Annotated in this window: 14 protein-coding genes and 1 tRNA gene; 11 read left to right on the plus strand and 4 right to left on the minus strand. The window is 62.3% G+C overall.

The window, feature by feature from the left end; all coding sequences use genetic code 11:
- The first annotated feature begins 15 nt into the window (after positions 1–15).
- From HSX43_RS19810 to HSX43_RS09885, 11 genes are all read left to right on the plus strand, one after another.
- Positions 16–141, plus strand: a complete 126-nt coding sequence (locus HSX43_RS19810; protein ID WP_268884053.1) for a hypothetical protein — start codon at positions 16–18, stop codon at positions 139–141.
- 133 nt (positions 142–274) lie between these two features.
- Positions 275–2629, plus strand: a complete 2355-nt coding sequence (bamA, locus tag HSX43_RS09840; RefSeq protein WP_235962603.1) for an outer membrane protein assembly factor BamA — start codon at positions 275–277, stop codon at positions 2627–2629.
- Positions 2629–3231 (plus strand): OmpH family outer membrane protein, encoded by a 603-nt coding sequence (locus HSX43_RS09845; protein WP_179379945.1) that lies wholly within the window; start codon positions 2629–2631, stop codon positions 3229–3231. Before bamA ends, HSX43_RS09845 begins: the two co-directional genes overlap by 1 nt.
- 60 nt (positions 3232–3291) lie before the next feature.
- Complete coding sequence (gene fabZ / locus HSX43_RS09850; protein WP_179379946.1) at positions 3292–3753, plus strand: 3-hydroxyacyl-ACP dehydratase FabZ; 462 nt, start codon at positions 3292–3294, stop codon at positions 3751–3753.
- Positions 3750–4547, plus strand: coding sequence for an acyl-ACP--UDP-N-acetylglucosamine O-acyltransferase (lpxA, locus tag HSX43_RS09855; protein WP_179379947.1), 798 nt, complete (start codon positions 3750–3752; stop codon positions 4545–4547). The genes fabZ and lpxA overlap by 4 nt, the downstream gene beginning before the upstream one ends.
- Positions 4544–5326, plus strand: coding sequence for an LpxI family protein (locus HSX43_RS09860; RefSeq protein WP_179379948.1), 783 nt, complete (start codon positions 4544–4546; stop codon positions 5324–5326). Before lpxA ends, HSX43_RS09860 begins: the two co-directional genes overlap by 4 nt.
- Complete coding sequence (lpxB, locus tag HSX43_RS09865) at positions 5323–6453, plus strand: lipid-A-disaccharide synthase (protein ID WP_179379949.1); 1131 nt, start codon at positions 5323–5325, stop codon at positions 6451–6453. The genes HSX43_RS09860 and lpxB overlap by 4 nt, the downstream gene beginning before the upstream one ends.
- A 40-nt stretch (positions 6454–6493) precedes the next feature.
- Positions 6494–6570 (plus strand) — tRNA-Arg (locus HSX43_RS09870).
- A 647-nt stretch (positions 6571–7217) separates the two neighbouring features.
- Positions 7218–8066: a hypothetical protein gene (locus tag HSX43_RS09875; RefSeq protein ID WP_179379950.1), complete on the plus strand. Its 849-nt coding sequence runs from the start codon at positions 7218–7220 to the stop codon at positions 8064–8066.
- Positions 8063–9307: an MBL fold metallo-hydrolase gene (locus HSX43_RS09880; RefSeq protein WP_179379951.1), complete on the plus strand. Its 1245-nt coding sequence runs from the start codon at positions 8063–8065 to the stop codon at positions 9305–9307. Before HSX43_RS09875 ends, HSX43_RS09880 begins: the two co-directional genes overlap by 4 nt.
- Before the next feature lie 133 nt (positions 9308–9440).
- Entirely contained in the window at positions 9441–9704 is a 264-nt protein-coding gene (locus HSX43_RS09885) for a hypothetical protein (protein WP_179379952.1), read from the plus strand.
- An 18-nt stretch (positions 9705–9722) separates the two neighbouring features.
- Here the strand turns inward: HSX43_RS09885 and HSX43_RS09890 are convergent, their stop codons facing one another.
- The 4 genes from HSX43_RS09890 to HSX43_RS09905 form a co-directional block, all read right to left on the minus strand.
- Entirely contained in the window at positions 9723–10490 is a 768-nt protein-coding gene (locus HSX43_RS09890) for an Arm DNA-binding domain-containing protein (RefSeq protein WP_179379953.1), read from the minus strand.
- 27 nt (positions 10491–10517) lie between these two features.
- On the minus strand, positions 10518–10724 hold the full coding sequence (locus tag HSX43_RS09895) for a hypothetical protein (protein ID WP_179379954.1): 207 nt from the start codon (positions 10722–10724) through the stop codon (positions 10518–10520).
- Positions 10725–10846: 122 nt separating this feature from the next.
- Positions 10847–11152: a hypothetical protein gene (locus HSX43_RS09900; RefSeq protein WP_179379955.1), complete on the minus strand. Its 306-nt coding sequence runs from the start codon at positions 11150–11152 to the stop codon at positions 10847–10849.
- Positions 11153–11261: 109 nt separating this feature from the next.
- Positions 11262–12563 carry a tyrosine-type recombinase/integrase gene (locus HSX43_RS09905; protein ID WP_179379956.1) on the minus strand — a complete coding sequence of 434 codons (1302 nt, stop codon included), beginning with the start codon at positions 12561–12563 and terminating at the stop codon, positions 11262–11264.
- Between the last annotated feature and the right edge of the window lie 155 nt (positions 12564–12718).

Raw genomic sequence — 12718 nt, forward strand, 5'->3', positions numbered from 1 at the left:
TTCGAGGTCTTTCCGATGCGTCACGTACAGAATGGATACCGCGGTCTGTCGGTCTTTGTCGGCCTGAACATCGACCGCGTCCTGGCCGCCCTGTCGATCGGCGGCGCGGTGCTTCTGGCCGGCTGGATCCAGTCGCTCTGAGCGATCGGTCGCCGCGGGCGACCGCCCTTCGAGATTTCTGCGACAGCCCCCAGATTTAGGGGACTTGCCGCTTTGACATGCTTCATGGCGTTCGGTATCGACAGCAAAAGACTGTCGAAGCGGGGCGGATGACATGACGGATCACCACGGTGCAGGACCGGCTCGGGGGCTGGGACGGCTGGTCGCAAGTGGCCTTTTCGCGATGCGCCTCGGACTTCTGGCGGGGACGAGCACGGTCGTTCTCGGGTTCGCCGCCCCGGTGCAGGCACAGACCTTCCGCTTCAACACCTTCGAAGTGCAGGGAAACACCCGGATCGAGACCGCCTCGATCCTGACCCAGCTCGGCGTGACGCCCGGTGCCCCGATCAGCGCGGGCCAGCTCAACGACGGGTTCCAGCGCCTCCAGGCCTCTGGCCTTTTCGAGACGGTCGAGATCGTGCCGCAGGGCTCGAAGCTTCTCGTCATCGTCAACGAGTACCCGACGATCAACCGCATCTCTCTCGAAGGGAACGCCCGGCTCGACGACGAGGCCCTTCTGACGGTCGTGGGCAGCCAGGTGCGCCGCGTCTATTCGCCCCGCCAGGCCGAGCGCGACGCCGCCGCCATCGCCGACGCCTATGCCTCCGCCGGCCGGCTCTCGGCGACGGTGCAGCCCAAGATCATCCGCCGCAGCGACAACCGCGTCGACCTCGTCTTCGAGATCGCCGAGGGCCGCGTCTCGGAAGTGGAACGGTTGAGCTTCGTCGGCAACCGCGTCTTCTCCGACCGGCGCCTGCGTCGCGTGCTCGAGACGAAGCAGGCGGGTCTCTTCCGCGCGCTCGTCGGCTCCGACACCTTCGTCGCCGACCGCATCGCGCTCGACACCCAGCTTCTGCGCGACTTCTATCTCTCGCGCGGCTATGCCGACGTGCAGGTGCTGTCGGCCACGCCGGAGCTTTCGCCGAACCGCGACGCCTATTTCCTGACCTTCCGCATCCAGGAAGGGCAGCAGTTCCGCTTCGGCGAGGTCACGGCCGTCTCGGCACTGCCCGAGATCGACACCGCCGAGTACCAGTCCGAGATCCGGGTCCGCCCCGGCGACATCTTCAATCCGCAGAGCCTCGAGCGGCAGATCCAGCGACTGGAGCTTCTGGCGACGCAGCAGGGCCTCACCTTCATCCGCGTCACCCCGCAGATCACGCGCAACGACCGGACGCAGACGCTGGACGTCGATTTCGTGATCGAGAAGGGCGAGCGCGTGTTCGTCGAGCGGATCGACATCGAGGGCAACGCGACGACGCTCGACAGGGTGATCCGGCGCGAATTCGACACGGTGGAGGGCGACCCCTTCAATCCGCGCGCCATCCGCGCCGCGGCCGAACGGATCCGCGCCCTCGGCTACTTCAGCCAGGCCGAGGTCACGGCCCGCGAGGGGACGGCCGAGGATCAGGTGATCGTCGATGTCGACGTCGAGGAACAGCCGACCGGCGCGCTCGGCTTCGGGGTGAACTATTCGGTCGAACGCGGCGTCGGCTTCTCGCTCAGCTTCTCGGAATCGAACTTCCTCGGCCGGGGCCAGATCTTCAACTTCGCGGTCGATACGGGCACCGACAACGGCTCCACGAACCTCACCTTCGTCGAGCCCTACTTCCTCAACCGCGATCTCGCCCTGTCGTTCTCCGTCTTCTACAACGAGAACTCCTCGGACACGCTGACCTTCAACACCGAGAGCATCGGGTTCCGCACGGGCCTCGAGTTTCCTGCGGGCGATTTCCGCCGGCTCTCGCTCTTCTACGGCCTGACGCAGGACCGGCTGGAGGCACGCTCCGACACGCCGCTGTCGCCGATCCTGCTGGAAGACGAGGGCAAGTCGCTCACCTCCTTCGTGGGGTATACCTACAGCTACAACACGATCGGCACCGGGCTCGATCCGACGCGTGGCATCCGCCTGCGCTTCGGTCAGCAGTTCGCCGGTCTCGGCGGGGACGAGGAGTTCGTGAAGACGACCTTCCTCGCCGCCGCGCAGCGGACGATCCGCAACGACGAGGTGACGCTCAACGCGACCTTCGAGGGCGGGATCCTGAACTCGCTCGGCGACGACAACTCGCGACAGTCGAACCGCTTCTTCAACAGCCCCTCGATCATCCGGGGCTTCGAAAGCGGGGGCATCGGCCCGCGCGACCTCAACTTCTCGGACGCTGCTCTGGGCGGCAACTATTTCGTCGCCGCCCGCTTCGAGGCGCAGTTCCCGCTCGGGTTCGTACCCGAGGAATACGGCATCACGGCCGCGACCTTCCTCGACATGGGCTCCGTCTGGGGGCTGGACGATACCTCGTCGACCGGCCCGATCGCGGTGGACGACGACTTCTTCCTGAACTCGGCCGTCGGCGTCGGCTTCCTCTGGGATACGGCCATCGGGCCGCTGCGCTTCAACTTCACCCGGGCGATCAACAAGCGCAGCTTCGACCAAGAGCAGAACTTCGACCTGACGATCCAGACCCGTTTCTGATGCGTGGCCCCGCCCTGATCCTCGGGGCCGCGCTCGCCTTCGCGCCCGCGATTGCGCAGGAGCAGCTCGGCCCGGCGATCGGCGTGCCGCAATCGGCCGTGGTCGTCCTCGACCGCGACGCGCTCTTTTCGAGCAGTCTCTTCGGTCAGCGCATCTCCCGTGACATTGAGGCGGCCTCGGCCGCGCTCGCCGCCGAGAACCGCCGCATCGAGGAGGAGCTCGAGGCCGAGGAACAGGCGCTGACCGAACAGCGCGATACGATGGACATGGCGGCCTTCCGCAGTCTGGCTTCCGATTTCGACCGTCGCGTCACCGACATCCGCGAACGTCAGGACGCCAAGGCACGCGCCATCGCGCAGCAGACCGAGCGCGCGCAGCAGATTTTCCTGGAACAGGCGAACCCCGTCCTGGCGCAGCTCGCACAGGAGACGGGCGCGCTCGTCATCCTCGACCGCCGGTCGGTCATCGCCTCGGCGGACCGGATCGACATCACGGTCCTCGCCACCCGCCGCATCGACGCGGTGCTGGGCGACGGCGGCGATCTGGACGCCTCCTCGACCGAAGATCCCGCGCCCGGCGACGGTACGCCGGGCGGCGACTGAGCCCGCTTGCCCCGCCGCCCGTGTGCGCGTTAAGCCGGGATCACGATCAAAGGGGACGCCATGACCACCGAAGCCGACATTCACCTGATCCAGCGGATCATTCCGCACCGATACCCCTTCCTTCTGGTGGACAAGGTGCGCGACATCGTGGTCAACATCTCGGCCGTCGGCATCAAGAACGTCACCATGAACGAACCCCACTTCCAGGGGCACTTCCCCGGCACGCCGATCATGCCGGGCGTCACCATCGTCGAGGCCATGGCGCAGACGGCCGCCGTCATGGTGGGGGTGTCGAACGATTTGGCCGACAAGGAATTCCTCGTCTATTTCATGGCGATCGACGGCTGCAAGTTCCGTCGCAAGGTCGTGCCGGGCGACGTACTCGAAATGGAGGTCACGGTGACGCGCGGCAAGCCGGGCGCGAAGGTCTGGAAGTTCCACGGCAAGGCGACGGTCGAGGGCGAGACGGCGGCAGAGGCCGATTTCACCGCGATGATGGACCTGCCGAAGGACACCGCATGAGCATCGACCCGAGCGCCGTGATCCACCCTTCGGCCGTGGTCGAGGCGGGGGCCGTCATCGGGGCCGGGGCCTCGGTCGGCGCGTTCAGCCTGATCGGCCCCGAGGTGAGGCTGGGGCCCGGCGTCGACGTGCGCAGCCATGTCGTCGTGACCGGGGTGACCTCCGTGGGCGAGGGCACGATGATCTTCCCCTTCGCCTCGATCGGGGAGATTCCGCAGGACCTGAAATTCGGCGGCGAACGGACCACGCTGACGATCGGCGCGCGCAACCGCATCCGCGAGCATGTGACGATGAACACCGGCACCGAGCAGGGCGGGGGCGAGACGGTCGTCGGGGACGACGGCCTCTTCATGGCGGGCTGTCACATCGCCCATGACTGCCACATCGGGGACCGCGTCGTCGTCGTGAACCAATCGGCCGTCGCGGGCCATTGTCATATCGAAGACGACGTCATCATCGGCGGCCTCTCGGGTATCCTGCAGCGCGTCCGCGTCGGGCGCGGGGCGATCATCGGCGCGCTCTCGATGGTGACGCACGACGTGGTGCCCTACGGCCTCGTGACCGGACCGCGGGCGGAGCTCGACGGGCTGAACCTCGTGGGCCTCAAGCGCAAGGGCGTCGCGCGCTCCGACATCCAGGCACTCCGCGTCGCGCTTCTGACGCTCAAGCAGGGGGAGGGCACGTTCATCGAACGCGCGCGCCGCCTCGGCGAGGAAAGCGAGAGCGACTACGTGCAGCGGATGGTGGAATTCATCACCGGCACCTCGGGCCGCAGCTTCCTCGTGCCCAAGTGACGCTCGCGCTGATCGCGGGGCAGGGGGCGCTGCCCCGCACCCTGGCGGCGGCGCTCGGGGGTGACCCGGCCTGCTATCATCTCGTGGGCTTCGCGCCCGAGGGGCTGGCCTCCGCGCCGTTCCGCGTCGAGCACCTCGGCAGTTTCATCGCCGGGCTTACCGCAGAGGGGGTGACGCGCGTGTGCCTTGCCGGCGCGATCGCGCGCCCGAAACTCGACCCAGCGGCAATCGACGCGGCCACCCTGCCGCTCGTGCCCCGGATGATGCAGGCGCTGCAGGCGGGCGACGATGGGGCGCTGCGCGTCGTGCTGTCGCTCTTCGAGGAGGCGGGGATCGAGGTCGTCGCGGCGCAGGACCTGGCCCCCGACCTGTTGCGCATCCCGGAGGTCGGAACTCCCTCCGACCGCGACCGCACCGACATCGCCCGCGCGCGGGAGGTGCACGCGGGGTTGGCCGCGCTCGACGTGGGGCAGGGCTGCGTCGTGGCCGGCGGGCAGGTCCTCGCCCTGGAGGCGCTGCCGGGCACCGACTGGATGCTGCGGAGCCTCGCCGCGCCCTTTCCGCGCCCCGAGGGCGGGGTCTTCTTCAAGGCAGGCAAGCCCGCGCAGGACCGCCGAGTCGATATGGCGACCATCGGGCCGGAGACGGTGACGGCGGCGGCGGCGGCGGGGCTGTCCGGCATCGCCGTCGTGCAGGACGCGGTGCTGGTGCTGGAGGGCGAGACCCTGGCCGAGCGTGCCCGCGCGGCCGGCCTCTTCGTCGCCGCGCTGCCGGAGTGACGACGCTCTTCCTCATCGCGGGCGAGCCCTCGGGCGACCGCCTCGGCGCGGCGCTGATGCGCGGCCTCCGGATGCTGGAACCGGGTGTGACGATCCACGGGATCGGCGGGCCGGAGATGACAGCCGAGGGCCTCGAGAGCCTGTTTCCGATGGAGGTATTGTCGGTCATGGGCCTGACCGAGGTGCTGCCGCGCCTGCCCGACCTCCTGCGCCGGCGCGACGAGGCGGTCGAGGCGATCGCGGCGCTCAAGCCCGACGCGCTCGTGACGATCGACAGCCCCGATTTCTGCCTGCGCGTGGCCCGGCGGGCCCGGGCGGCGCGGCCTGACCTGCCCGTCGTCCACTACGTCGCGCCCTCGGTCTGGGCCTGGCGCGAGGGGCGGGCGGCGAAGATGGCGCGGAGCGTCGACCACGTGCTGGCCCTCCTGCCGTTCGAGCCGCCCTATATGGAGGCCGCGGGCATGAGCTGCGACTTCGTGGGGCATCCGGTGGTGGCCGAGCCGCAGGCCACGGACGCCGAGCTCGCGGCCTTCCACGCGGCGCACGGGGAACGCATCGCGCTCGTCCTGCCGGGCAGCCGGCGCGGCGAGGTCTCCCGCCTCGGGCCGATCTTCGGGGAGGCGCTGGAGCGTCTGCCGGACGATACGCGCGTCGTCGTGCCCACGGTACCGCACCTCGAAGGGACGCTGCGCGAGATGACGGCGACCTGGCCCGGGCGACCCCTCGTCGTGACCGACCCGGCGGAGAAGCGCGCGGCCTTCGGGGCGGCGACGGCGGCGCTGGCCGCCTCTGGCACGGTGAGCCTCGAACTGGCCGCGGCGGGGACGCCCATGGTCATCGCCTACGACATGAGCTGGCTCAGCTGGCAGATCATCAGCCGGATGATGAAGATCGACACGGTGACGCTCGTGAACCTCGTCGCGGGCGAGAAGGTCGTGCCCGAGTTCCTCGGCCCCGCCTGCCGGGCGGAGCCGGTCGGCCGCGCCTTTGCCCGGCTCCTAACCGTGCCCTCCGAGCGGGAGCGGCAGGCGGCGGCCCTCGGGCAGACGATGGAGCGGCTGGGCCGCGGGGGCGAGGCCCCGGGCCTGCGCGCCGCGCGCTCCGTTCTCGCGCAGGTGACGAAGTGACTTGCGGCCCTGCGGGTTCGCCGCTATCCCCGCCGCGTAGGCACCCATAGCTCAGCTGGATAGAGCGCTGCCCTCCGAAGGCAGAGGTCCCAGGTTCGAATCCTGGTGGGTGCGCCAAACTTTTCAAATACTTATGTGTCTGTAAGGCTTTATGGTCTATTTGCAGGTAGCAAATAGGTAGCACCGTGAGGGTAAAGCAAAGTCACTTTGCGCCGATTCCGGCCCCTTCTTCCCCTAAGATAGTTAGAGATAGGTATACCTATAAGATAGCTTGTTTTCCTCGGAGCCGCTTTCGCGCCCCTCACATGCGCGGCGGAGGCGGCTTCGAGGGAAACAAGCGGGTTTTCCTTGGTGAGCAAGAGCAAATCGCGGTTCGGGCCAACCGTTCCGTTCTGAGTCATCGGACGTCATCGGATGCCGTCTTTCTTTCCCTACCTCGCTGAACGCTCCAGACTCTCCTTTGGCCTTGCGTCAAAAGCCTTTGCTGTCTGCCCATATTTCGGGCTAAAGCTTGGGACGGAACTGTCACGCGCGGTTCTGGGGCGTAGAACACCCCTGCACTAAGCGGTAGGTGCTGACCGTTTTCAGCGCCACTCTCCTTGACCCCTGCGGTCGGGGAGCCTGTGGCGTATGTACAGGACCCCGGTCTAAAGGCCACAGGGACCGGCTTAGTGCGGTTGTTCTAACTCCCCGATCACCAGGATCAGGATCGAGACCACCTTGCGGGGGCGTACCGCAGGGAACGGTCTTTGGGAGAACCTCCCTTGCTTGCAAAGGATATTTCAGCCGCCGTTTCGATTTTTGATGGGACAGATCAGATCATCCATGACGCCCTTGGATTGCGCCCGGGGCAGTCACTCAAACAGATTTCAACCTGTCGCAGCCTTTGCAGTTCTCCGCTCCCCGAAAGTTTTTCGCCTGAAATCGTCACGATGCTTTTCGAGCAGGTCGTCGGAAATTGGCATGGCCGTATTCCGTCCCGCGAAAACTGGCGGCATGAGCGTAGGACCGAGATTGCCGATCAGAACAAAAGCCCGGAGGTCGTTTTGGAACGGGCGATTGTAACTTTGGCAGAACTTGGTGACTTGCCCGGATGGTACAATCAAATTCCCGTGGCTTCCGGGCTGGTGGATGATCGCTCTGATAAACGCGCGGCTTTGGATCTTGCCCGACTAAACAGCGACACCGCAGAACTGATTGAATTGAAGTGGGCCAGCGATACGCCGCTTTTCGCCCTGTTTGAGGTGCTTCGGTATGGACTGGCGCTGCTTCTGAGCAGGCAGAACGCCGCGAGTTTCGGATACTTGGGACGCCCCTTTATTGATGCCTCAGAACTGAGGCTCGTGGTATTGGCTCCTGCGCAATACTATGCGAATTGCAATCTCACTGGATTTGCAGGGGTTGTGAACAGTGGTTTGCGCGATCTGTCGGGCCAGCACTCGGATTTTCCTCCGATGGGCCTTGCTTTCATGTCATTCCCACAGGGCTTTGAGTTACCTTTTCAGCGCGGCTGCCAAGTCAACGCCATGCGGGACGGCGGAATGGCCGTCGCACGTTCTCAGTTGCTGAGCGCGGTCACCTCGCTACAGCCAATAGGTGTGATTTTTCAATGAAGATCAGGATTCACCGGGGCGGAAATGAGATCGGTGGGAACTGTGTTGAAGTCCATGCAGACGGCGCGTCAATCCTGCTCGACCTTGGGGAACCTCTCATGGGCGAAGTGTTTGGCGAAGCTGCGTTGCCTGCTGTTGAAGGGCTGACCGATGGTTTAAACCCGAACTTTCTAGGAATTGTGATCTCGCATCCGCATTTGGACCACTATGGGCTTGTTCAATTCGCATCGCCCTTGGTTCCGAAATACATAGGACAAGAGGCGGACAAGCTGTTGCGGGCGGCTAGCGCGTTCACCCCGTATGGGGTGACCTTTGACAATGTCCATCACTATCGAGATCGGGGGTCTTTTGAAATCGGGCCATTTCGGATCACGCCGTATTTGGCGGATCATTCCGCTTTTGACTCCTATTCACTGTTGATCGAAGCTTCTGGTAAGCGCCTGTTTTATTCTGGTGACCTTCGTGGTCATGGTTGGAAAAGCTGGGCTTTCAAGCGGTTGTTGTCCGATCCGCCAAGGGACATCGACGCCCTGCTGTTGGAAGGCACGACCCTGAGTAGGGATGATCGCGGGCCAGCTTTGACCGAGGCTCATTTGGTTGAGCAGATAGCCGCAAAAATCCGGGAGACCGAGGGCATCGTTTTGGCTGGTTTCTCCGGGCAGAACATTGACAGACTGGTCACCTTCTACAAGGCTACACTGAAATCGGGCCGGATCTTCATTGCCGACTGCTACATCGCCCATCTGCTGCGCTCGATAGGACGCGCCACGCTCCCCGATCCAACTTCGGGGGCGATGCGTATTTTCCTGCCAAGCCGCATGAAAGGACAGATTGTGCGGAACCAGCTTTTTGATGTGGTTGCGCCCTTCCGTAGGTCGCGCATCTACCCGGAGGAACTTTTCTCCGACAAGTCCAAATGGGTGATGACATTCCGCGCCTCGATGGCTGGCGATTTCGAGGGTGATGGCAAATTAGAGGGTGGCAGGCTGATCTATTCGATGTGGCCCGGATACTTGGAGCGTGGTTCCCCGAATTTGCGTGATTGGTGCGGCCAGAACGGTGTGGCTTTTGATATTCTACACACCTCTGGACATGCCAGTAGGGATGATCTCGCGCGGGTCGTCCAAGCTCTCAAGCCGAAAACCGTTCTGCCCATTCATACGGAAGCCCCCGAAAGGTATGGTGACTTTGGTGTCGCAGTTGAATTTTCCGCGAACGGACAGTGGCATGAGGTTGTGTAGATCTTGGTGGATTGTCCGGGGATAGAGTTCTTACCATCCCCGGACAAATATCGGTATCTCCCAACCGATAAGGGTCTGATTCCTTGATCCTATCATTTTGTCCTTGGGCAACGTCTTCATCCTTCCAAAGATAATGACTGCTGCGATCTTCTATCTGCACATCATAAACGGGCAGAACATGCTGAGTTTGTTTTGGGTGCCGGGCGCCCCGCCGTCGTCCTTGGTCACGCGATCTCGGCCCCGGCTGGCGAACGCGCGTGATTGCTGTCGGGCGTTCCATTGCCCGACGATCTTCAATACCGCCGCACAGACTCAAACACAGGAATCGGCAATGGCGATTCAGTGGTGGGTTTTGGTGTTGCCTTCCTGTTTCCTGATTCTTGCCGGGTGTTGCTGATCCGTTTCGCCTCTGGCGTTAAATCTCCGTGTCAGGGTCGATCTCTACTGCATAGGTGTCTTGCAGCGTGTTTCTTTCGTGTTTGCAGCCTATTGGCATAACGTGAGGTCTGCTGGTCTCCTTGGGGATGGTCTCGGACGGCAAGGCGTTTCCCTGTTTCTCTGGGGTAACATGGGGGAACCCGTCCAAGACGCGCTCTGATTGATGCACCTGTCGCAAGAGTTGGCCGCGTTTGTGCATCGGTCGCGGATCGTTCCCTACGGATGCCTCAATCCGCGCCTCCCGTGCGAGTTTCCTTGCCAGTTCCAAAGGAAAACCACCCGCTTTGCCAAGGGTTAGTTTGTATTGGCGCTTGTTCCCCTTGATCCTGAACATCACGATGTAAGATCGGGCACCGCTTGGGCGGATGCGCAGGCCGAACCCATGCGGTGTTTCCGACCAGATCGTGTATTCCACCGCGCGGGGTGGGGCAGTTGCCACGGTTTCCTCTGTCAGGTCAGGGCGTACCATGACAGCGAGCACTTGGCGGTCTGTATCAACGTGAGGAATGAAAAGCAGGTCCTCCGGGTCCACATCCGCGATGTATTCCTCGGAGACGCGCAGTTCTTCCTTGTAGTAGCGAGGTGGTATGTCTCGGAGGGCGCGTTTGGCGCACTGGTCCGAATATCCTTGCAAGCGGAGCGCCCAGTAGGGATCGTTCCTTGCTCTGGGGTCTTTCGGGTCAATGGGTTCCCGCTGCTGCCGCCGAACCATCTGAGAGTCGGTTGGGTTCTTGCGGGGTTTCATGGCGAGACCCCGCAAGTCATGGCCGGATCAGGCGATCTCAGCCTTTCGTGCCCCCAGGTATTCCGCAAGCTGGGGAATGGTTGCCGTCGTGTAGACCGATGGGCCGGAGGCCAGATAGAGGATTGCGCCATCGGCACCGTTGGCGCGGCCTCCTGCGACCTGACTGCGCCGCACGAGCGCACCGCCACCACTTTTGGCCGGGATGAGGATGAAGTTGTCTTGATTGTTTTCCATGACATGGGTCCTTTCATTGGCTTGCTGTCATGGTGAGGCCCTACAGCCTTCACCTTCCAATACAAACCAGACCCACAGATGGTGTCAATAAAGCATTTCTTGCAAGTCATTGGAAACACTCCTCAATCCAACTCCACCCAACCATCATCATAGCCAAGGGCTATTGGCTTTTGATCTGGATGAGGGCAAATACTTCCATGCTGGATTGCGGTGGCTTGCGTGGCGGTGCTGGCTTTGGGGGTCCTGTTTTCGCGCACCCAGTTGTCGAGGTCGATCTGGTCGTAGAAAACTGATGAGCCGATCTTGTAGAAGGGTGCACCGCCGCCAACGGATCGTAGCTTCGCCATGTAGGAGCGGCGCAAAGGTTTATTGTAGCGGGCTTTCAGATACAGAATCGCTTGATCCGGGTTCAGGGGCGTTTGTTCCATGGGAAGTCTCCAAATGCTGTGGTTTCACCCAGAGTGACCCTCTAGGTGGGTATATATACAGATTTGGGCGGATTTCTTTCAGCGACCCGGTGGAGAATCCAACTGACGCCTACTCAGGGTCCTCTCTGCCGTTTGGGATCATTGCCGAAATGAGGCTTTCGCTGCCTTCATTCAAGGCCCGGCGCAGTGGGTCTTCGGTTAGGTGGGCGTATCTTGCGGTTGTGGATGTGGATTTGTGTCCGAGCAACGCGCCAATTTTGGGAAGGCTCATGCCTCGGGCGACGTTCACGGATGCGAATGTGTGGCGTAGATCGTGCAACCTGACGTCATCAAGTCCAGCGTGTCGCGCGATCCGTGTCCAAGGTCTCTTGAGGTCTGATCTGGGCTTGTCCGGGTTCTTGCCGAGAATGACGTAGGTGCCGACCTTTGGTAAATCGTGTAGAACCCGCGCAGCGCCTTCGGAAAGGTAGACCACCTTTCGGCCCGTTTTGCTATCAGGCAGGTTCAACAGGTTTCTTTCAAAATCAACGTCTTTCCAGCGTAGATGCAAGATTTCGCGCAATCTGCACCCGGTCAGGAGCAAGAGGCGAATGGCCCCTGTGACATGAGGAGGGACAATTTCGCGCAGGTTGTCGTCGGACTTTGGGCGGTGCTTTAGCTTTCCGTCCTCGTTCAAATGCCAAGGGAGGCCGACCGTTTCGGCCAGAGAAAGGGTTTCGCCGAGACGGTTGATTTCGTCCTGCGACAGGAAGCGGTCTTTGGGATTATCAGGGAACTTCTTGACCCCGGTGCAGGGGTTGGATTGCAGATAGCCTTGGTTGATAGCGTAGGTAAAGATGCCCCCCAGCAGTCTGACAGTTCGTGTTGCTGTGCCTTTGCCGCCCTTCACGATGGATCGGCCTTTTGCGGTCTTCTCGTCCTTGGCGGTTTTTCCCTTCGCAACGTCATGCATGAACCGCTCAACCTCGGCCCGTGTCACTGCGCTTAGCTTTTTCCGTCCCAGAAGCGGTAGGATATGGCTGTTGATCCGTCCCACGTCCGTTTTGACTGTCGATTCCTTCTTGATTGCGACGCCATGCTGTAAGTATTCCGCACAGAGCGCGGCAACAGTCATTTCTGATCGTGCTTGGCGTTCTTCGCCGGCTAGATCATGCCCGGTTTTCGCAAGGGCTAGGTATTTTTCCGCTTCCTTTCGAGCCTGCTCCACGGTCAGGACCCCATAGGTGCCAACTGTCTTCTTGCGCTCGCGTCCGCTTCGACCACCCACGCGATATTGCGCAATGAAAGTCTTCTTGCCGCTCGGCCAGACCCGGCACCCAAACCCGCGCAGCTTGCCGCACCAGATAAGGTAGTCCTTATCGCGTGGCTGGGCGCGTTCAACGATGGTTTTGGTTAGGCGTTGGTCTGTCATGGCTGTAGGTAGCACATAGGTAGCGCATTTGAGGGAATTCGAAGTAATTTGCCTGCGAACGGATTCTCGCTTGATCACATATTAGAAACCTGATTTTAATATGAAAATCAAGTTTTCTGTCAGGGTGAGGTAAAGCGAGGTGATGCAGAGTAAAG

It is taken from the genome of Jannaschia marina, from assembly GCF_013404595.1.
Classification (GTDB): Bacteria; Pseudomonadota; Alphaproteobacteria; order Rhodobacterales; family Rhodobacteraceae; genus Jannaschia; species Jannaschia marina.